The 22,402-nt window shown below is 29.1% G+C and carries 19 protein-coding genes; 3 read left to right on the top strand and 16 right to left on the bottom strand.

The genetic code is table 11. The features are described from left to right. Positions 1 to 6 precede the first annotated feature (6 nt). The 5 genes from Ccar_RS04955 to Ccar_RS04935 form a co-directional block, all read right to left on the bottom strand. Positions 7 to 1,017 (bottom strand): alpha/beta fold hydrolase, encoded by a 1,011-nt coding sequence (locus Ccar_RS04955; protein WP_048029946.1) that lies wholly within the window; start codon positions 1,015 to 1,017, stop codon positions 7 to 9. Positions 1,018 to 1,225: 208 nt separating this feature from the next. After that, positions 1,226 to 1,948 (bottom strand): ABC transporter permease, encoded by a 723-nt coding sequence (locus Ccar_RS04950; protein WP_007062998.1) that lies wholly within the window; start codon positions 1,946 to 1,948, stop codon positions 1,226 to 1,228. Next, positions 1,941 to 2,861, bottom strand: a complete 921-nt coding sequence (locus tag Ccar_RS04945) for an ABC transporter ATP-binding protein (protein WP_007062999.1) — start codon at positions 2,859 to 2,861, stop codon at positions 1,941 to 1,943. The genes Ccar_RS04950 and Ccar_RS04945 overlap by 8 nt, the downstream gene beginning before the upstream one ends. A gap of 256 nt (positions 2,862 to 3,117) precedes the next feature. Continuing rightward, positions 3,118 to 5,097 (bottom strand): serine hydrolase domain-containing protein, encoded by a 1,980-nt coding sequence (locus Ccar_RS04940; RefSeq protein WP_007063000.1) that lies wholly within the window; start codon positions 5,095 to 5,097, stop codon positions 3,118 to 3,120. Between the two features lie 386 nt (positions 5,098 to 5,483). Further along, positions 5,484 to 6,128 (bottom strand): GntR family transcriptional regulator, encoded by a 645-nt coding sequence (locus Ccar_RS04935; RefSeq protein ID WP_007064285.1) that lies wholly within the window; start codon positions 6,126 to 6,128, stop codon positions 5,484 to 5,486. A gap of 389 nt (positions 6,129 to 6,517) precedes the next feature. Here Ccar_RS04935 and Ccar_RS04930 point away from each other — a divergent pair, with 389 nt between their 5' ends. Continuing rightward, complete coding sequence (locus tag Ccar_RS04930) at positions 6,518 to 7,783, top strand: L-cysteine desulfidase family protein (RefSeq protein WP_007064286.1); 1,266 nt, start codon at positions 6,518 to 6,520, stop codon at positions 7,781 to 7,783. Positions 7,784 to 7,828: 45 nt separating this feature from the next. Here Ccar_RS04930 and Ccar_RS04925 read toward each other — a convergent pair whose 3' ends face one another. Beyond that, positions 7,829 to 9,292 (bottom strand): MFS transporter, encoded by a 1,464-nt coding sequence (locus Ccar_RS04925; RefSeq protein ID WP_048029944.1) that lies wholly within the window; start codon positions 9,290 to 9,292, stop codon positions 7,829 to 7,831. A 144-nt stretch (positions 9,293 to 9,436) separates the two neighbouring features. Between Ccar_RS04925 and Ccar_RS04920 the strand changes: the two genes are divergently transcribed. Beyond that, on the top strand, positions 9,437 to 10,309 hold the full coding sequence (locus Ccar_RS04920; protein ID WP_048029942.1) for an AraC family transcriptional regulator: 873 nt from the start codon (positions 9,437 to 9,439) through the stop codon (positions 10,307 to 10,309). 106 nt (positions 10,310 to 10,415) lie between these two features. Further along, the gene (locus Ccar_RS04915; RefSeq protein WP_007061364.1) at positions 10,416 to 11,609 is read left to right on the top strand and encodes an alpha/beta fold hydrolase; all 1,194 of its coding nucleotides are present in this window, start codon (positions 10,416 to 10,418) and stop codon (positions 11,607 to 11,609) included. Positions 11,610 to 11,718: 109 nt separating this feature from the next. On the opposite strand, the gene Ccar_RS04910 is transcribed toward Ccar_RS04915, so the two are convergent. From Ccar_RS04910 to Ccar_RS04865, 10 genes are all read right to left on the bottom strand, one after another. Continuing rightward, positions 11,719 to 12,477 (bottom strand): GGDEF domain-containing protein, encoded by a 759-nt coding sequence (locus Ccar_RS04910; RefSeq protein ID WP_007061365.1) that lies wholly within the window; start codon positions 12,475 to 12,477, stop codon positions 11,719 to 11,721. A 104-nt stretch (positions 12,478 to 12,581) separates the two neighbouring features. Next, a complete protein-coding gene (locus tag Ccar_RS04905) occupies positions 12,582 to 14,435 on the bottom strand; it encodes a SpoIIE family protein phosphatase (protein ID WP_007061366.1) in 1,854 nt (617 codons plus the stop codon). Positions 14,436 to 14,437: 2 nt separating this feature from the next. Further along, positions 14,438 to 14,821 carry a DUF1987 domain-containing protein gene (locus Ccar_RS04900; RefSeq protein ID WP_007061367.1) on the bottom strand — a complete coding sequence of 128 codons (384 nt, stop codon included), beginning with the start codon at positions 14,819 to 14,821 and terminating at the stop codon, positions 14,438 to 14,440. An 8-nt stretch (positions 14,822 to 14,829) separates the two neighbouring features. Continuing rightward, positions 14,830 to 15,384, bottom strand: coding sequence for a SiaB family protein kinase (locus Ccar_RS04895; protein WP_242852190.1), 555 nt, complete (start codon positions 15,382 to 15,384; stop codon positions 14,830 to 14,832). Between the two features lie 284 nt (positions 15,385 to 15,668). Further along, positions 15,669 to 16,457 carry a TPM domain-containing protein gene (locus Ccar_RS04890; RefSeq protein ID WP_007061369.1) on the bottom strand — a complete coding sequence of 263 codons (789 nt, stop codon included), beginning with the start codon at positions 16,455 to 16,457 and terminating at the stop codon, positions 15,669 to 15,671. Positions 16,458 to 16,540: 83 nt separating this feature from the next. Further along, complete coding sequence (locus Ccar_RS04885) at positions 16,541 to 17,110, bottom strand: LemA family protein (protein WP_007061370.1); 570 nt, start codon at positions 17,108 to 17,110, stop codon at positions 16,541 to 16,543. Positions 17,111 to 17,242: 132 nt separating this feature from the next. Next, on the bottom strand, positions 17,243 to 19,678 hold the full coding sequence (locus tag Ccar_RS04880; RefSeq protein ID WP_048029940.1) for an ABC transporter permease: 2,436 nt from the start codon (positions 19,676 to 19,678) through the stop codon (positions 17,243 to 17,245). After that, entirely contained in the window at positions 19,671 to 20,351 is a 681-nt protein-coding gene (locus tag Ccar_RS04875; RefSeq protein WP_007061373.1) for an ABC transporter ATP-binding protein, read from the bottom strand. The genes Ccar_RS04880 and Ccar_RS04875 overlap by 8 nt, the downstream gene beginning before the upstream one ends. 91 nt (positions 20,352 to 20,442) lie before the next feature. Further along, positions 20,443 to 21,702 (bottom strand): sensor histidine kinase, encoded by a 1,260-nt coding sequence (locus Ccar_RS04870; RefSeq protein WP_007061374.1) that lies wholly within the window; start codon positions 21,700 to 21,702, stop codon positions 20,443 to 20,445. Further along, positions 21,699 to 22,385, bottom strand: coding sequence for a response regulator transcription factor (locus Ccar_RS04865; RefSeq protein WP_007061375.1), 687 nt, complete (start codon positions 22,383 to 22,385; stop codon positions 21,699 to 21,701). The genes Ccar_RS04870 and Ccar_RS04865 overlap by 4 nt, the downstream gene beginning before the upstream one ends. Positions 22,386 to 22,402: the final 17 nt, after the last annotated feature.

The following is a 22,402-nucleotide window of genomic DNA, read 5'->3' as shown; positions in this document are numbered from 1 at the left end:
ACTCCGCTATTTATTTAAAATTCCTAATATCTGTTCATTTATGAGTTCAGGTTTATATTGATGTATGAAGTGACCTGCACCAGGAACTATTATCTGTTTACTGTCTGTGGACCAATTTTTAAAAGCCTGCTGACTCTGTTTCCACTTAAGTTCTCCATTAGCTTCACTTTCAGAAGTTAATATTCTAAGAGGTATACTTCCTAATTTACCATTTGATACTACTTCAGTGGCATTATTTTTTGCATTCTTTAACTCATCATTTTTATTTTTATTAGTCATGTTTTTCAAGTACATTGCTTTATCAAGTTCTTTTAAATCCTTTGGTACTAATGCAAGATTATTTCTTGGTGCATTTATAGAAGAAGCTAAACTTGGTATGTTAAATAGTACTCTGAAAGCTCCAGATTTGCTAAGTGATGAAATCAATACATCATTTACATCCTCTTGTTTCTCATTTGAATAATACTCTGGATTCCCTCCCTCTATCATAACAATTCCTTTTACTTCATCCTTATACATCTGAGCAAATCTTACCACTTCAAGTGAACCCAAAGAATGTCCAACAAGTATATATGGAGCTTTTTCCCCAGATTTAACAAGCAATTCATGCATCTCTTTTGTTATTGTATCAATATCTCTAGGGGTTTTTGATACATCACTCCATCCATATCCTGGTCTATCATAAACAGCTACTCTTGTATGCTTGGATATTTCATTATACAATGGGTAAAAATCCGCATATGGAGATGGAGTTCCCCAACCAGATGAAAATACCACTGTAGCATCTCCCTTTCCTTTTGCAAAAATATGCATATTATGTCCATCTACATTAATTATTTTACCTACAGGTTTATATTTCTTACTATCAGAATACTGACCAAATTTTTCATATGCAAATCCCATTATCAGTATTACTGCTATTACTACTGCCATACCTTTTAAGAATTTTTTAATACCTGTCAAAAACTTTTTTCTTTTACCTGTACTTCTTTTATTACGTATTATCTGATTATTCATATGTCCACTCCTAACTAACTTTTACTTACAAGACATAATTATATAGATTAATTTTTACAATGTACTTTAGTATTTCTTACGATTTTCTTACGATTTTTATAAACAACTTAAAATTCATATCATAAATTCTTACCTTGATACTATAAAAAACTATTGATGAAAAAAGCACTGAAATCATATTAAAAATACAATTTCAGTGCTTATACTATTAAATATCTTTTTCTTTTGATAATTGAAATATGCACAACAGTATTCCAATAATTACTGTTATCACGCCTAACTTTATCGCTGGCATTAAATCTATAAATTTACTAACCTGAAGTTTTCTTATTGGAATATATGGCAGCATTAATGGCCAATAGTTACACCTATTAGTTTGATACATAAAAAAATTTGAGACCGAAGTAACTACAGCAATAAAAACTGATGCTGCTGTATTTTTTAATATGTTAATGAGAAAAATTATAAGAGGTACTATTGAAAATTCCAATATCATAGAAACTATGTAAGCCGATGCATGACTTAAGAAAAATATTTTCGTTAGTGGTTTATGTATTACAAGCAATCCTCCACCAAATAATATTGTAAAATGCAAAATATATATTAATGCTATTATTATGTATATGGTCAATAATTTACTTACGAATATTGATATTTTACTTAAAGGATAACTATACATTAATTTTACAGTATCATATGAATATTCTCTAATAAAAATATGTGATGATAAAAGTATAAAAGCTATTGTACCCACAAAACCAAATGTCAAATCTTCTGCCCCTCCAGCATAGGTTAACCATATTTGTCCTTCAGTATTAAAAGGTGTAATAACACAACCTAACACAGGAAAAAATATACTGATTAAAATTATAAATAAAATTGTTTTTGACTTTTTAAGCTTCAATATTTCTGAGTACACCAAATTAAACACTTTTTTCACCTCCTGTTAATCTAAAGAAATAATCTTCTAAAGCTTCACTATTTACTTTTAATTCCTTTACTAAAACCTCATTTTCTATCATTTGTTTATTGATATTTTCAGGTTCATATGAATTATCAAAAATTCGAATGATATTATCTTCATAAATCCTATATTCATTTATTCCAAATTTCTGTTCTAAAATAATAGAAGCTTTTTTCTGATCATTTACTTTAATTTGAAGGTAAGATTTATTTGTTTTTTCTAATTCCTTATAGAGAACTTCTTCTACTAAATTCCCCTTATGAATAATACCTATTTTGGTTGCCATCAGTTCTATTTCACTTAAAATATGACTACATATGAGTACAGTAGTATTTCGTTCCTTATTAAGCTTTAATATAATTTCTCTAATTTGACTTATGCCTACTGGATCTAAACTATTTGTAGGCTCGTCTATAATTAAAAATTCTGGATTGTTAAGAAGTGCTCTTGCCATTCCTAATCTCTGTTTCATTCCCAATGAATACTTTTCTACATTCTTATTTACTTCATCACTTAAATCCACTAAATCCAAAACTTTATCTATCTTTTTTTTATCTTGAACACCCATGGATCTTCTATAAACCTCTAAATTCTCCTTTGCTGTAAGCTTAGGATAAAATGTTGGATTTTCCAGTATTAGGCCAATTCTGCTTTTGTATTTATAATCACTGCTGCTTATTGTCTCTCCAAATATTTCTATAGAACCGCTATTTGCAGTAGCCTGTCCCATTATCATCTTTAAAGTAGTAGTCTTTCCTGCCCCATTTCGTCCTAAAAATCCATATATGTCACCTTTATTTATAGTCATATTTAGCTTATTTACCACTACTTTGTCCTTATATTTTTTAGTTAAATTGCTGGTTTTTAATATGATATTCACTATATTAAGTCTCCTTTCGGCTTAAGCAGGCGTGTCCTTTTATTTCGTTATTTTTAATTATCTCAACTTTCACATATACAAAATTTAAACTTAATATAATAAGCAAAATGGAAGCATTTTCAAACTGCGAAAGTTGAGTAATTATATTATTGTAAACACACACAATAAAATCCGTACAACCTTTTAAGTTGAATTCGCACTTCTAGATATATAGTATATAAAAACCAACCATTTATCAAGAATGTATAATCCTCTATTAATACTTAAATCCAAAAAGATTCCAATAATTTAAAAACCACATATATAGTATTCCTGTAAAAGCTACGAGCAAATAATATAGTCTAAAATATAATTTACTGTTTTTCTTCATCCAATCCATTACTATAAAAACTAAAAAGAGTAAGTTTAAAATCAAACTCAATATTGGCACACATAGTAACAATTTGGCGTCCATACTTATACCATATCGTGTTGGTTCTCCCAGTACAAATAATGCTGCAATAAAGAAAGAAACATTTAATAAGCTTATTACAAAAGCCATGTAAAAATTAGTTTTTTTCAAAGGATTTAGTTCACCATTTTTCTTCTTTATTGTAATATAAATTATCCTTCCAATAGAGTATATAACTACAATTAAGAACACTATTAAAGAAAATAAAGCTACTCCTATTTGCACCTTAGGCAGCTCATACCAGTTAAGCTTTTCATAAGTACCATGCCAGCTGTCTTGCTGCTGGGCTAAATAATAAACTTTTCCAGCTTCATTCTTCTTAAATATCACATACTCCCCATTGTCAGCCCTTTTAAATACTAATGGTTCTACTTCAGTGATATTAGTGGTATATTCATTTCCTACAAAAACATCTTTACCTTTAAGTGTCAAAGTTTTTTCATTCTTTAGACTTATAGTTAATCCTTCACCTTCTGGAAAGGCATCCCCTTTATGAAAAGTACTTACAGGGTTTTCGCTAAATCTATAAGTACCTACAAAATTCTTTAAATCACTTTTCCCTGTAGAAACATTTTTATTATCTTTTATTACTTCTTTTTGTGGAAAATATTTTTTAACCATTTCCCCTACTATTTCATCAGGTACATTATTCATTCCTTGATTTATGGATATAAAAACACCTAAATTCTCCTCTGGAAACAAAGTCATATCACTGTATATATTATCTGGTGAATATCCAAGATGTTCAATAGCTCTATATCCATTTATAATTTTTTCATTAAATCCATAAGCCATTCCTGGAAGTCTTTTATCAAAGGCTGCATGCTGACTGTGCATATTAATGGCTGTACTTTCCTTTAATATTCTTTCATCTTCATATGCCCCATTATTTAAGTGTGCTATCATAAATTTAGCCATATCTTCAGAAGTTGATATTATGCCTCCAATGGCATAATTATTGAAATATCCTTCCACTTCTTTAGCCTTTGAAATTTTACCATTTTCATAATTGTAACCACACTCTAATCCCTTTGGATTCATATCCCTATTTAATGTGGAATTGTTCATTTCTAATGGTTTAAATATGTTATTTTCAATAAAACTATTAAGAGGTTTTCCTGAAATCTGTTCAACAATTCCTCCTGCCAGTGCTGTATCATAGCTGCTGTAGTTTATAATAGTTCCTGGCTTTCTTACCACCTTAGGCAAATGTTTTTTTAAGAAATCATTCATGGACACCAAATCTTTTTTATCCTTTGACAAATCTGCTATTCTGTTATCATCTATTCCTGATGTATGTGTAAGAAGCTGTTCCACTGTTACTGGATTTGAATATTCATTTTTTAAACTGTAACCTTTTAAATACTTATTTACATCAGCTTTTAAATCCACCTTGCCTTGTTCATAAAGCTGCATCATTGCTGTATAAGTAAAAAGCTTTGATACAGATGCTATTCTTATTAATGTTTTATCTGCTGTCATAGGTACTTTATTTGTTAAATCAGCATATCCATATCCTTGGCTAAAAATAACCTGTCCGTCTTTAACAACAGTAATTACTGCTCCTGGAACGTGCTGCTTTTCCATCTTTTTTTGAAAAGTAGTGTCCATAAATGCTTTCAAATCATCTTTATTACTTAACAAGTCATCATTTGAATTAGCTTCTGCAAAAGCTGTAATACTGTTCCCAAAACATATTATAAACATTGATATAATTGCAAATATCCGTTTTATTAGCTTATTTTTCAAGAAATTTATATTTTTTTTAGATCTTTCATAACACATGCTCATGTTCCTCCATAGCTTTAACATATTAAGAAATTAACTAGTATTTTTCTTAAGACTACTTATTTAAAGTTTCAAGTTTAGAACTGTACATATTCTTTAACTTTAACCTTTAAATAAATTATAAAAAACATCCTTAGTATGAGCCATTTATTTACCTTACAATATTCATTAACTAAAGTTACATTATTGTAAGGATGAACGTTTAACTTCAAGTTAAATGCAGAAACATTATTAATTTTATCTGAAAGGTCATAATCAAAGAGAAAATATTAAAACCAAGAATTTTTGATGTTTTAATGATAAACCTTCAAAAATTCTTGGTTTTTTAAATTTATTTTTACTTAACTCATATTGTTTTATTTAATTCTCAACTAAAAACATATTTATGACATATCTTCTTTTTTATCCTTGTTTATTGGAATAGGAACAATATCTGGAATCATAAGATTCTCAATATCTGCCTTCAAAATGTTCACAGCCATTTCAATTTCCCCTCTTTCCAAATAATCAATTAAAACCATATGCAAACTGGTTCTGCTGTAATGCTTTCTCTGTACAAAACAAATAGTTTGAATATTCATGGCATCTTCCAAAAGTTTATATGCATAATGGTTGCCATAAAAAGAGAACAATTTTAAATGAAATTGACAATTATAGTTCCAGCGAACAATAAAATCGTTATCTGGACAGTTGGTGTGACCCATACAAATATTTTTCAATTCTTTGATTGAGGCTTCATCTATATACATGCAATAATTTTCTAAAAAAGAACATTCTAGAGCAGAACGAAATTTTGTAATTTCCAATAATTTATGAGCACTTGGCTGAATAATTTTATATCCTTGCCTTGGAATACTGGCCAATATATGAGTTCCAATAAGCTGTGTAAGTGCTTCACGTATTGGTGCACGACTAACGCCGTATTTTTCAATCAAAAATTTTTCTGTTAAGATGGTATCTGGAGGATATACTCCATTAATAATATCAGAAAATAAAGCATTATAAATTTGATTTTTTAATGTACCCAAGATTTTTCACTCATAAAACGACCTCCTTATTCCAATATTATTGTCAAGTTATTATACATTTAAAAAGAAAGTAAGTCAATATAAAACTTAGTTTCATAAACAGCAAACAGATTACTATTTGTGGTCATATCACAAAATAATATATATCATCTTTTTTTACATTAAATTTCAATTTTTTCATTATATACCCAATGTAATCAAATACATTTTACAAATACGACATATAATATTGATTATTGCATCTCCCTGTGATATGATTAGGATGCATACTAAAGTATGAAATTACATAATGCAAAACAGTGATTACTACTGTTTTACTATATTAAATATTCTTGTAATCATATTAGCAAGGAAAATAATTAAGTATTATATATTAGGAGGTCTTTTTAATGAATAAAATTCAATACGATAATTACGTTAAAATATTAAAAGGGGAACTAATTCCAGCTATGGGATGTACAGAACCTATTGCCATTGCCTTTACAGCTGCAAAAGCAAGAGAAGTTCTTGGACAGATGCCAGAAAAAATGGTTGTTCGCTGCAGCGGAAATATTATTAAAAATGTAAAGGGCGTTATTGTACCTAATTCTGGTGGACAAAAAGGCGTAGAAGTAGCAGCTATCTTAGGTGCCGTAGCAGGAAAGGCAGACTTAGAGCTTCAAGTTATCAGCGAAGTACAACAAGAAGACATTGATAAGACTAAAGAATTATATCAAAAAGGAATCTGCAGCTGTGAATTAGAAGAAGGAGAAGAAAATCTTTTCATACGTGCTGAATTAACAGCTGGACAAGATGTGGCAGCTGTAGAAGTTAGAAAAAAACATAACCACATTGCTAAAATTGAAAAAAATGGTAAGGTAATATTCGAGCAAGCTGATATTGTAACTCAGCAATCCGGAGATAAGTCAAAGCTTAATATCAAAGACATACTTCAGTTTGCCAATGAAGTAAACTTGGATGATGTAAAAGACGTCATAAGCACACAAATTAAATATAATTCTGCTATATCACAAGAAGGCTTAACTCATAATTGGGGTGCTCAAGTTGGACAAACACTTATGAAATTTGGTGGTAATGATGTTCGTATTAAAGCAAGAGCAGCAGCAGCAGCAGGCTCTGATGCAAGAATGAATGGCTGTGCTCTTCCAGTAGTTATCAACTCAGGAAGTGGTAATCAAGGAATCACTTGTACTATGCCAGTTTTAGTCTATGCTGAAGATATGGGAGCAGATGAAGATAAACTTTACAGAGCTCTTGTTTTAACTAACCTTATATCCTTACACCAAAAACGTTATATAGGAAATTTATCTGCTTACTGTGGAGCTGTATCAGCAGGAACAGCTGCAGCTTGTGGTATTGCTTATTTAAATGGTGCTGATTATGATACAATTGGTAAAACTATAATCAATTCCGTTGGTAATGTTGGTGGTATTGTATGTGATGGAGCTAAAGCTTCCTGTGCAGCAAAAATCTCTAGCTCAGTAGATGCTGGAATCATGGGTTATGAAATGGCAAAACATGATTTAGTATTTCCATTTGGAGAAGGAATTGTTGAAGAAGATTATGAAAAGACAATTCAAAACATCGGTCGTATGGGACGTCAAGGCATGAAATCCACTGATGTGGAAATTCTTAATATCATGATAGGAAAATAATTTTTTATAATGACTACCGGCTTTAGCCGGTAGTTTTCTTTATAGTTATAAATGGCTGACTTTCTTTTTATAATTTTCTGTATTTAAATCTGTTTTAACTTTACTTTTGTGTAACCTAAAAGCAGTAAGCATCCATCCCATTCCACATATAACAACCAAAATAGCATATACCCATCTCATACCATATATAAATACATCATCTCTTCCTGCAATATAATCTACAACATGATAACCTATTTTATAGCTCATACAAACATATAAAAAACTTGTAGCTAATGTAACTCCAAAAATTTGTCCTAAGTTTCTTGTAAGTGAATTGACACTTCCTGCAATACCTAACTTATCTCTTGGAACAGAAGACATTATCAAAGAATTGTTAGATGGTTGAAATAGTGCATTTCCTACTGCTATTACACTTACGAAACCTATTATAAGCATTATTGAAGATTTTTCATTTAAAAATGACATAAGTAAAAATCCCATACTTGTAAATATTAATCCTAAAAAAGTTAGAAATTCTGATCCAATTTTATCTGACAAGTTGCCGCTTAATGGAGAAAGTACTGCAATAATTAAAGGCTGCACCATCATAAGTACTCCTGCCATTCTTGAAGTTAATTTAAGGGTATCCTGAAGATAAAAAGGTATTAAAATGCCTGATGCACTTAAACATATAAAAGAAATAAAGGCACAAAATAAACTTATAGAAAATACATTATTTTCAAAAATATCCAACTGCAAAAGAGGATTATCTATTTTATCTTCCAATTTAATAAATATTACAAAACTTATAATGGATAGTAGAAAGCCTAAAATAATTATAGGATTATTGTAACCTATTTTTTGTCCCCAGGTTAAAGCTGTAAATAAACATATAACTACTATAAAAAATAGAACTGCTCCTTTCATATCAATTTTTTCACTATTGCTTTCTGATTTAGGAAACACCTTTAAACCTAATATAAATGCAGCAATACCTAAAGGTACATTAATTAAAAATATATAATTCCACTCCATTATGGATATTATAAACCCTCCTGCAGGAGGACCTATAAGTGTTCCCATTGCTGCAAAGGATCCCAAAATTCCTAAAGCTTTACCTCTCTCATTTTTAGGAAATACCTGAGTAATGATTCCTTGATTATTAGCCATATAAGCTGCTGCACCAATTCCTTGAATTATTCTAAAGAACACTAATTCTACTAAATTATTTGAAAATCCACACATAAAGGATGCAAGTGTAAAAATAACTATACCCCACCTAAATACCTTTATTTTTCCCTTTATGTCCCCTAACCTTCCAAATATTAAAATTATTGAACAAATAGTCATTACATAACTTACTATTACCCATTCTATAGACGCCATAGAAGCTGATAACTTTTTTGACATTAATGGTAGTGCCACATTTACAATGCTAGAATCTATACAAGCCATAAAAGTCATTAATACAACTACAAACAGAATAGGCCATTTATTTTTATATACATCTTTATTTATTTCTTTCATAATTTATCCTTTCTTCATAATACTAATGAGCACATTATTGATATTTACAATTTAAATTGGTAATCTTATAATATCAATATACACAGTATATTTCATGAATTATATTGCTTGATATTAGCACTATTTTGATAAGGATGTGTTTTAATGAAGGATTACTCAAATTATTTTTATAAAAAAATGCCTGATGAAAACTTTTTTGTGGATATATTTAAAAAAGAACATCATAATACTGGACCTGCTTTTGACATTCACTGGCATGAACATATTCAATTTTTTTATATTACCGAAGGTGAAGGCATACTTAACTGTAATTCTAAAAAAATAAATGTTAAAGCTCAAGATATAGTAATTATAAATAGCAATGAGCTGCATTATATTGAAAGCTTGCATGATTATTTATCCTATTATGTTATTAGAGTTGGTTTACCTTTTCTTTTTAGCAACCAAATAGATTACTGCCAAACTAAATTTATAGCTCCTTTATCACAAAACTTAATTTTATTTAAAACTTTAGTGCGTAATGACAATGATATATTGAATTGTATTAATAAAATAATTGGAGAGTACTTTAATAAAGAAATTGGCTTTGAATTAGCTGTAAAATCATATATATATGAACTGATTGTATTATTAATTAGAGGCTACATAGAAAAAATTCTTACTAAGGAAGAATTCAATTCTCAAATCAATAATTTAAGACGCTTTAGTGATATATTAAAATATATAGAAAATAATTTTACCCAGAAAATAACCATTAGTGAGCTTGCATCTATGGCTAATGTAAGCACTTATCACTTTTGCAGACTTTTTAAACAAATCACTGGCAAATCTACCATAGACTATATAAATAAATTAAGAATAGACAAGGCTATAGATCTTTTACATGAAAGCAGCCTCAACATAACTGAAATAGCCTTAAGCTGTGGTTTCAATGATACAAATTATTTCAGCAGACTTTTTAAAAAATATAAAAATATTTCTCCTGTAGAATTCAGGAAAAATTCAATTCATATTTAGTACTAAATGCTATAATAATGTATAATTTTGACCAGCGGTCGAATTTATTATTAACAAAAATTACCATGTAATTAGTTCAACTTATATTTTTATAGGAGTGACCTTTATGATACAGATAATTATTTTTGTAATACTTCTTATTTCAATTATTGGAAACTTTATAACGGAACTTATCATTGGAGTATTGTGGATAGTAAAGATAAGAAAAAAAGTTCCATTAAATAACATAATCTTAAAATTAAAAAGAAGTACCATCATTTTAGGAAGTTTATTTATATTTATGCTTATATTAATAACATTTAGTCATTTTTCAGCTAGTACTCCCTCAATTGTGGATAAGAACGGAAAGACTGTGCCAGAAAGCATTGCTGAATTAAGAAAAGTAGAATTAAATGGTAAACAAGAGTGGATTAGCATAAGAGGAGAAAACAGAAATAATCCAGTATTATTGTTTTTGGCAGGAGGCCCAGGTGGGACTCAAATGGCCGCAGTACGCTATAATCTTCAAAAACTTGAGAAAGATTTTGTTGTTGTGAATTGGGACCAGCCTGGTTCTGGCAAATCCTATTATGCTGCAAATATCAAAAGTTTAAATGTAAATAATTATATTCAAGACGGATATGCACTAACTAAATATTTATGTAAAACATTTGAAAAGGACAAAATCTATTTAGTTGGTGAGTCATGGGGAAGTGCACTTGGTATCTTTTTGGCTGAAAAATACCCAGAAAAGTATTACAGTTTTATTGGAACAGGGCAAATGGTTGATTTTTCTAAAACAGAAGAATTAGATTATAAGAAAGCCATTGAAATAGCTAAGATTAAAAATAATACTAATAAGATTTCAAGACTAAGATCAAATGGCTATCCACCATATTATGGAACAGATGTTACTTGGAAAAGTGCAGAGTATTTAAATTACTTAAGCTCTTATATGGAAAAAGACCCAGAAATATATAATTCCCGATTTAATACATGGAGAGATATTTTTTCACCAGAATATGATCTTATAGATAAGATTAACTTTATGAGGGGACTTATTAATACCTTCAATCATGTTTACCCTCAACTTTATAATATTGATTTAAGAAAAGATTATGCCAAAATAAAAATACCAGTTTATTTTTTTATAGGAAAGCGCGACATTAATGCTCCACTTTCATTAATTGAAGACTATTACAATGTTTTAGATGCTCCACATAAAGAAATTGTTTGGTTTGAGCATTCTGGACATAGTCCTTGGATTAATGAAAGTGATAAATTTGTTAAGCAAATGAATAAAATTCTAATCGGCAAATAAAACAAGGATGGGAAGTGTTTCAAATTGATATATGCTGTGAAGGAAAACTCACTTCATTAAGAAGTTCTAATCTTCCTTCACAGCATAATAGCATACTCTGCATTAATTTTTAGTTATTATAGACTAAACCTAACTTTTTATACTTTTGTTTATTTTCATACATTTTTGCATCTGCTTTTCGTATAATTTCATCAATGCTTAAATTACTATTATAATCCACTTCAAATATTCCGTAGCTGAAAGAAATATAATAAGATTTCAACTTCTTTTCATTTTCTACATTTATATTAAATTTAATTCTTTCTACAATCTTTTCTACATCTTCAACTTCACTGTTTGAAAAAAGAACTAAAAATTCATCTCCGCCTAACCTACATAAAATATCATTTTCTCTTACAGCTTTCTTAATGGATTTGCACATGGTTACAATGAGTTCATCACCTTCAAAATGGCCAAAATTATCATTTACATATTTCAATCCATTCACATCTATATAACAAATAGAAAAAATGCCTTTGTTTCTTTTTATATTTTTTATTTCATTATCTAAAAGAGCTATTCCCATGCCCCTGTTGTAGCAACCTGTAAGTGTATCTATAGCTGCGAAATATTTCAGTTTTTCCTCTGCTCTTATCCTATCTTCAATTTCCTTTTTTAAATCACTTTGAATTCTGTGAAGATATTCCTGCTGACCATCACTAATTTTGATTATCTTTTCAGCATCCCTTATCATCTTGTCGAATCTTTCAATAACTTGTGAAAAATTTTCAAGCAAAACTTCCTCATCATTTTTTCCACTTTTAATTAATTCTTTTGCTTCTTTAATTAGTGTCTTTTCGGCTTCAAAAAAATCATAATCAATGGACACTACATTTTCCCTCCAATACTATAATCATTTTATCTGATAGCGGCTATCCTTAACACTATCATAAGATAGCAAGTAATATACAGCTGATTAAATCCTTCTAAAAATCACTTAATTTTAAATGCAAAAACAGTAATGTCATCTCTTTGCTCCTCACCATTCATATACTGCTGTAAAGTGTTTTCAAATTCAACCTTCATTGAATCTAAATCTTTAGCTTCACATTTTTGAATCATATTATACAAACGTTTCTTTCCAAAAGGATAATTTTTTTGGCCTCCATTTTGATGAATAAAACCATCGGTAGTAACTATAAGTATGTCCCCTTCTTCAATTGATATATTTTCATTGCATAAATTTTCTTTCAATTTTATGTAATTATATCCAACCCCTTTAGTTTGAGGTTTAAAAATTCTCACTTCTTCACCATTTTTAATATACAGTTCTAAGTTAGCACTACAGTACAGCAAATTAGATTTTTTATTTATGCAAAAAATTGCTATATCCAATCCATCATCGACACTTTCTGGATTAGAGCTTTTGTTTAAAGTTTCTTTAAGTCTAGTATGAAGTTCTTTTAATATTATACTAGGGTCATCTTTATTTATATTACTAACTATATTATGAAGTATTGCATTTACTGTCATAGTCATAAGTGCACCTGGAACACCATGTCCTGTGCAATCTCCTACTGCTAATATAGTTACATCATCAGTTTGTCTTAACCAAAAAAAGTCTCCTCCAACTATATCTCTAGGTTTCCAAATTACAAAATTATCTTTAAATGCTTTTTTTATTTCATTATTTAAAGGTAAAATAGATTCTTGCAATCTTTTAGCATATTCAATACTGTCCTTTATTTTTTCATTAGACTCCCTTAACTCTTTAGTTCTAATATTAACCTTGTAATCAAGTTCACTATTTAGTAACATAACTTGTTTGTATGGATTGGCAATTTTCTTAGAAATAAAATAATATAATAACATAAAAAATAATAAAACTAAAATTACAGTTATAATGGTATTCACTCTTAATGAATCAATTAAAGATATGCTTTCTTTTCTTGGAATTTTATAAAATAAAGTCCAGTCAGTTGAATTTAATTTACAATAAGCATAATCATTAATTTCATTATCAAAGTCGTAGTATTGCTCTACTTTAACCTTACCCACTTCATTTAAATGTTTATCCTTAATTTTTCCAATTACATCCTTTGGTAAAAAATCCTGAACCTTTTTTCCTATATCTTCTCTTTTATCAGAAAGTTTGATTACACCATTTTCATCCACCATCCAAAGATTACTTTTTTTACCTACCTTAAATTCTTTAAATTCCTTTGTTATACTGTTAAGATTCAAACCAACCCCAGTTATACCAATAGGATTTTCTACAGTTCCCATAATTGTATTTACAAAAAGAAATGATTCATCCAACGCAATATCATAATTTATATTAAAGGTAATTGGTTTCTTAGATTTAAGCATTTGATAAAACCATCTATCATCAGGGTTACTTTCTGATAAAACCATAAAATTTTTATTGCTTTTATTGGAATTCTGTCTAAAATAATAATGTTTGGTATTCACTCCTGCTATAAACGCATAATTGTAATCATAAGAATTTTCAATATTTTCTAGGTTACTTAAAACTAATTTTCCAAGCTCCTGATCCTTTTCTTCTCCATTTATCCATTTTACATTTAAAGGATCTCTTGAAAAAATGTAAGAAGTTTCAACAGCTCTGTTAATACGTCCATCTATTTTAGCTGCCATTGATTTTACCATAAAAACAATATCCTGAGACTTAGCTTTACTTATAAGAGAATTTTTTGTATTTTCATATCCTAAAAACGCTGTGATAATTACTGCAAAGGATATAATTATGCTGGATACAAGAAGTATTTTAAAAATATTTTTTATATAAGACTCACTAAATTCCTTAGGTGTTTCTTTTTCTTTCATTTTTATTCCTCATCACTAATTGAAATAAAATTAAAAGGAATATCTATGTCCATCTTAAAATCTTGTCCCATGTCATAATCAAATCCATTATCTTCATCATAATACCAATTTATAATGATATCTTTTCCATTATTATAATTAGTATTTAATTTGTCAAATAACATAATTAAACATTTTATGCTGCTAGTATTTATATAGGAAAGTTGAATATCTGCAGTCATTTTTTCAAATTCAACAAAATATTCATCTATCAACTTATAAATAGGTTCATAAAAACCATAAGCATTTTCTGGATAAGATTCACCTTTAAAAATCAATTTATTGTGTTCTGGGTCAAACTCCACGTAGGGAGTGCTTTTAGTATTTTCAATAACAAAATTATCCATTTTCCACCTCATATCCTAACAGTCAATGTGTAATAAGAATAAACATCATCTATCTTTTCAAAGTTATATTCAATCTTTTCAGTAGATTTCCTTGCAATTTGAATCAAGCCAAGACCACATGTCCCTTTATTCATATCAATTTCTCTTCTCGATACCTCTCTAAAATAATTAGTAAGTTCTGCACCATCCATTGCTATTATTTTATCCAACTTTTCTTTCAAACCTGAAATGTCCTCATTTAGGACAATATTTCCTGAATTTATACAGTATCCAGACTCAGTTTTTGAGATAGCTATTACACCAGAGCCTGCTATAGTTAAAAATTCTTCTGTGTTTTCCTTTGACACTTCATACTGCTTAATATTTTGTGTTTGTTCAATAAAAGTAAAAAAAACCGAACTAATTTTACTCTTTTTAGCCTGTTGAAGCTGCATTCTCTGCTTTAGGGCTAGTCCAAGTTCTTCTATTAATCCTTGAGAAAATGTTCCTGAAAATATGAATTCAATGTTTGATTGTCTCAACTTTTTTTGAAGCATATATATTGCATTTTCCAATGTTTTCACTCCTTTTTAATAAATAGTTTATACGTTACTTGACATAATGATTTATCTTGATAAAGTTTAACTTTATCAGTTTTCTATAATTTTTAATGTCTGTTTTTCTTATGAAATTTATGAAGAATTTCCATTACAAGTAATTTTTGAATTTATTATACCACACTTTTATTACAAACCTATTATATTATACATAATTTTATTTACTTTAATATTGGGATAATAAAAATTAACTTATGCTTATTTTAAAATACATTTATAAGAAACCTTGAAATAAGCATAAGTTATTAATTTTACCAACCTCCTGAAGAACCACCTCCACTAGAGCTTCCTCCTCCAAATCCGCCTTGGTTACCTCCGCCAAAGCCTCCGCTGCCTCCTCTTGGACCTCCCCAAAAGGAATTCCAAAACATCAAATAAAATAAAAACCTGGTTATCCTTGCTTTGTTAAGTAAAATGTCCAATACAAAAGCGCCTAGAATATAGTATATTATTTCTGGATTTATAGAAACTGATTTTTGCTCTTGTGCAATTTGATTACTCCCTTGTAAACTAACATTATATTCTTTGGCTATATCTCTTACAAAGATTGAATATGCACTTTTTAAACCTTCTCCATATCTTCCTTCTTTAAAGAGTGGAACTGCTTCACTATTCATTACTCTAGAAGAATATATATCTGTAATTACACCTTCCAGTCCTCTTCCTACTTCCACCCTCCACTTTTTATCATTTATTGATAACAATATTAAAAGCCCATTATCCTTACCTTTTTGTCCAATTCCCCAATTTCTGAAAAGTTCATTAGAATAAGATTCTATATCTTTTCCTTCAAGTGAACTAATTACAACAATTACTGCTTGTGAACCAGTCTTACTTTCCAATTCACTACCAAGCGATACAATATAATCTTTAGAATTCTCATCAACAATACCTACATAATCATTTACATATTTTAATTTAGTTGGTACAGGTATATTTACAGCTCCTTTTACAAAACAAGGCAAAATCAAAATTAGCACAGAAATTATTATACCTAAAGATGATAAAATCACCTTTAACTTATTATTTACTTTATTCATTTAAATTTTCCATTTTAGATTATTTAAAATAGCTTTTTTACAACCTAGTCTATCAATCAATAAATCTTAGGTTGTAATCTAAACTACCTTGTAAAATTCACCTTTGGAACTTCCTGTGCTCCTTGACTAGCCTTATAATATGTTTTTTGAGAAAAACCAAACATACCTGAAATTATTGAATTTGGAAACCTTCTTATGGATGTATTATAGTTATTAACAGCAGTATTATAATCTTGCCTGGCAATTCCTATTCTATTTTCTGTACCCTCTAAGGCAACAGATAAATCTTTAAAGTTTTGATTGGATTTTAAATCTGGATATCTTTCAACAATTACCAAAAGTCTTGAAAGTGCTGATGAAAGCTCAGCATCTGCATTTGCTCTATCAGTAACTGTCTGTGCTCCAGCAAGCCTAGCTCGTGCATTTGCCACATCTGTAAATATTGTTTTTTCCTGAGCTGCGTAACCTTTCACAGTTTCAACTAAATTTGGTATCAAATCTGATCTTCTTTGCAGCTGAGTATCAATATTAGCCTGTGCTGCACTAACTTTCTGCTCTAATCCTACAATGGAATTATAACTACCTATTAAAGGTAAAAATATAATTAGCAATACTCCTATAACAATTAAAGATGTTTTTAATCTTCTACTCATTTGATGCACCACCATTTTTTATAATAGTATATTTATTTTAAGGAATTCTTTTAATAAATATACTAGTGTATCAAATTTTAATTTCTTGAACCAAAATAAGCCCATATATTTTAAAAACATATGGGCGTGTAATTACTCGTTATATCTAACTCTATCTATTACAGATTCTTTTCTAAGTGATCTTTCTCCAATATAGGTTATGAAACCTTGAATACATATAAATGCCATAACAACTAATATTACAGGTACGAATGGTAATTTATATCCGCTGCTTTTTGCAAATTCCATATTCAAATAAAGCACATAAGAAAGTGAAATTCCTAAAATAACAGATACTATTATGCTTATACCTGAATAATAAAGTCCTTCTATTTGCAGCAACTTTCTAAGCTGAGTGCTTGAAAGACCTACAGCTTCCATCATTCCAAATTCTTTTTTTCTTGCCATTATGCTTGTAAACATAGTATTTATAGAATTTAAAATTCCTATTAAACCTATGATGGATATTAAACTAACAGCAGCAAGTCCCATCCCCTTATACTCTAAGTCCTGTTTTTGTTTATACTCTTTTCTATCAAAAAATATGGCATTATCATTTCCCTTTGATATACTCTCCAAGCTCTTTTTTACACTACTGTAACTTCCATTATTAATGTCAATACATATCTTTCCTATTCTATCATCCTTAAGCACCTTGGAATAAGCTGCTTCATGAACTATAAATTGTGGTCCAGCAGCAGTATATCCAAGCCATCTTGTATTATAACTAACTATAGCTGCTATAGTAAATTCTTTTTTTATTGAATTATTTTCATTTTTATCTTCTAATATGACCTTATCTCCAACTTTAAGAGGATTTCCAGTAGTGTGATTATCTTTATTATAATTTACCATGACAACTTCATCTTTATTTTTTAAATTTTCTTTAGAAATTTCACCTTGTAAAAGATTGTTTTTTAACTCCTCTAGCATAGAGTCATCAAAACCAAAAAAGTCACAATTTATATCAGAAAAATTTTTCATATCATCACTTTTAACTTCATTATTAACTTTATTTAGGATCCTTTTATCTGCTGTAAAAAGTTGTTCATGCTTAAGTATATTTATTTTTTCAATTCCTTTTATTGCCTTTACCTTACTTAATACATCTTTATTTAAAGGGTCACTCCCATCATCTCTTCCATGAAGGGTTAATCTAGATGAAGTTAGCTCAAAGTCACTAGTTATATAATTATCTTGATTGTTCTTTAAACTAGAAAACATTGAAAAAAACACTATAAATAGTATGCCTGTTAATGACATCGACACTATAGTAGTAATAGTTCTTTTTTTACTTCTCCAAAGATTCAAATAAGCTAACCTTCTTAATGTAATTATTCCTTTGGACTTTCTTTCTTTTTTCTTTGAATTTAATTCTACTCCACTATACCGTATTGCTTCAATAGGAGATACTTTAGCTGCAACTTTACTTGGTTTTCTAAGGGACATTGCTACTGTAACTAAACTTACCAAAGCAGATAGTATAACTATATATGGTGAAGTTTCTAATGTTAACTTTACATTCAAAGGAATCAAAGGTATTATAAACAAGCTTAAAAGATGCCCTAAAATAATGCCTCCAGGAATTCCTATAAGTGCTAACATCAATCCTTCTCTAAATATAAGTCTTCTGATCTGTTTCTTAGTTGCTCCTAAAGCGGATAACAATCCAAACTGAGTTATTCTTTCTTTAATAGAAATATAAAAAATATTATATATAACAAGTACCGTTGCCAGCACTACTACAACTCCCGCAATACCTGCAGGTATAAGAACATCCTTAGATAGTCCTAATGCATTTATATACATTTTATTTACACTTATATTTTTGTCACTAAGTCCTACATCATGACCTACTTCATAAGCAGTATTTGAAATGTTTCTCCCCTTTATCTTGGCAGTTACTTGTGTAAATCTATATTCAGGTTTTACATCTTTTAAAATATAATTCTTTGAAACTACAGCTATTGCCTTATATAGTTGTGTTCTCATAAGTTCACTATCTTCTAAAATACCGCAAAGAACAAATTGTCCTTTACCTTCATAGCTATATTTCTTCTTTTCCTGGCTGTAAGAAAGATTAACCTTCTCTCCAATTTTAGGTTTAATACCCATTTTTTCCAGCATCCATTTAGGCATAGCTATATCATTTTCTTTTTCAGGCCACTTACCTTCCTTCAATCTGAAATAATCAGTTGTATCCCCTGTAGACTTATCTACATAACACATTTCAATTGAATAAGGTATATACCGGTTATTGAATCCTAATCCTATATATTCATTTACCGAGGTAAGTTTCTTATTATTTTTTAGCATTTCAACCTGCTCTTCACTGACATTCTCATACTCTACATGCAAATCACCAGTTTGAGCTACAATTTGTTTTATTTGCATTTGCTGAATGCTGTAAGATAAAATACCTATTGTAGTTATTAGGCAAGTAGACAGCATTATAGCTATAATAACTAGTACATTTTTTAACTTATTTACTTTTAAATTCTTTCTTGAAAGATTTGATAAACTATTCATTTGTCAAACCTCCCACTATTTTTCCATCTTCTATTCTTATTACTCTATCTGCCATTTGAGCTACTTTATCATTATGAGTTATCATAACCAAAGTTTGATGATACTTTTTTACAGAAAGCTTAATAAGATTTATTACTTCCTGTCCTGTTTTAGAATCAAGATTTCCTGTAGGCTCATCAGCTAAAATAATGGAAGGCTTGGTTGATAACGCTCTTGCTATTGCAACTCTCTGCTGTTGTCCTCCTGACAGCGCATTAGTTAGCATATCCTTTTTATCATAAATACCTAAAGTATCCATTAATTCTTTTATATAAGCTTCATCCACCTCTTTTCCATCTAACCCTATTGGAAACACCACATTTTCCCATACATTTAAAACTGGAATTAAGTTAAAGGATTGAAAAACAAAGCCTATTTTTCTTCTTCTAAATACAGCAAGCTTATCATCCTTCATTGAATAAATATCCTTACCATCAATAAACACCTTGCCATCTGTTGGTCTATCCAGCCCACCTAACAAATGCAAAAGTGTACTCTTACCTGAACCTGAAGTTCCAACAATAGCTGTAAACTCGCCTTCATTTATATCTAAGTTTACATTATCTAAAGCTTTTACCAAGCTTTCATCCTTACCATAGTATTTTTTCAATTCACTTGTCTTTAATATTTCCATAATATTACCTCCAACTTTACATTATAGATTTGCAATCAATTTAGCTTATATCTATAATTAAAGCATAGCATCTTATTCTTTCATCTTGCTTTCAACTTTCATAACAATTTTGTAAGAAAAGACTAAAGGTAGTTCCTATGCCCTTTTGTGATTGAACTGTTATACATCCCCCCTGTTCTTCCAGTATCTTTCTTGTGAGATATAATCCTACGCCAGAACCTTCTGATGCTTGTACTGCTTTCGATTTTCCTCTATAAAATCTCTTAAAGACATTATTAATTTCTTCTTCTTCTATGCCTATTCCATTATCTTTTATATCTATTCTTGTACAAGTTTCCATTTTATTTATAGTAATTTTTATTTTTCCTCCTTTTTTTGTGTATTTAATTGCATTTTCTATAACATTAATAATTGCTTCCTTTGTCCATTTACAATCATAAAAAATAAAAATGCTTTTGCTCTCTCCTAAGCTTATATCTATATCCTTATCTGCTGCCTTTAAATACACATCATTAACTGCTCTAAATATAGTTTCTTTTATATTCCATTTTTCCTTTTTCAAATTAATCATACCTGCTTCTAATCTGGATAACTTTACTAAAGAACTAGTTAACCATTCCAATTTCTTTATATCTTCTTTACTTCTATTTAAAAATTCCATTCTTTCCGAATTTCCTACACCATCTTCTAATAAAAGTGAATTGAACATCTTTATAGATGCTAGAGGGGTTTTCAATTGATGTGATATATCCGTTATTAAAGATTTTATATTTTCCTTTTCTTTTTCCAAAGACTCAAAACTTATTTTAAGTCTTCTTGACATCTGCTCAAACTGAGTAGAAATTCTTGACAATATTCCTTCTTCTTCATCACATATATTTACTGAGTAATCTCCATCCATTAATTTATCTATATTACTTGAAAAAGCTTCCAATTTCTGTTCAAAACATTTGCTTCCCTTCAAAAATAAAATGACATTTAACATAATTATAATTAAAAAAGCAGCAATGTTGAATTTTACAAATTTATAAAAGCTGTCCCTAAAAATATCATCTTGAAAAGCTCTTGTATTCATATCATATCCATATTTTATCAAAGTTTCGTTTCCTGTCTTTACAAACTTTTCATCATTTTTATTTATCACTGTTTTTACTATTTCTACTTCCTTATCTGGATATAAACTTACAAGCTTTCCTACTACATTTTGATTTAACTGAATTTGATTTCTGTGGATTTGCTCTAAAAAACAATACTGCACAGCTAGAAAAATAAAACACATGGAAAATAAGCTTATCACTAATGTGGTAAGCAGCCTTTTTAGTAAAGGTTCTTTTTTTATATAATCAATCATTTCACACACCCCTCAGACCATATATACCCTATACCTCTCACAGTTTTAATGTACTTAGGTTTTGAAGGATTCACCTCTATCTTTTCTCTAAGCCTTCTTATGTTTACAGCAATTGTGTTTGAATCCACAAAATCTCCATCTAAATCCCATAATTCATTCAAAAGCTGTTCCTTCTTGATAATTTGTCCACTATTGAGCATTAAGTATTTTAAAAGTCTTAATTCTGTTTTGCTTAGATCAATTTGTTTTTCATCCTTTAATACCTTCATCTCCTCAGGATAAAAAGCTATGCTTCCTGAAACAATTTTAGAACTGTTACTACTGCTATTTCTTCTAAGAAGTGCATTTATCTTTGACATTAAAACCATAAAGCTGAAAGGTTTTGTAATATAATCATCTGCACCCATGTCAAGACCAGTAACTATATCCACTTCTTCATCACAAGCAGTTAAAAATATAATTAAAACTCCGCTTTGCTTTCTTATTTCACTGCAAAATTCAAAACCATTTCCATCAGGAAGCCCTATATCTAATATAATCAAATCTAATGATGTGTTATTAAATATTTCTCTTCCTTCTTCTAAATTTTTAGCAGCAAAAACCTTCATACCTTCCTTATTTAGTTTAAAGCTAATTCCTCTATTTAAGGATTCATCATCTTCCACAAGTAAAATATTCTTCATACAAATCTCCTTAACAC

This window comes from Clostridium carboxidivorans P7 (genome assembly GCF_001038625.1).
GTDB classification, from domain to species: Bacteria; Bacillota; Clostridia; order Clostridiales; family Clostridiaceae; genus Clostridium_AM; species Clostridium_AM carboxidivorans.
This window is presented reverse-complemented; position numbering and strand designations above follow the sequence as displayed.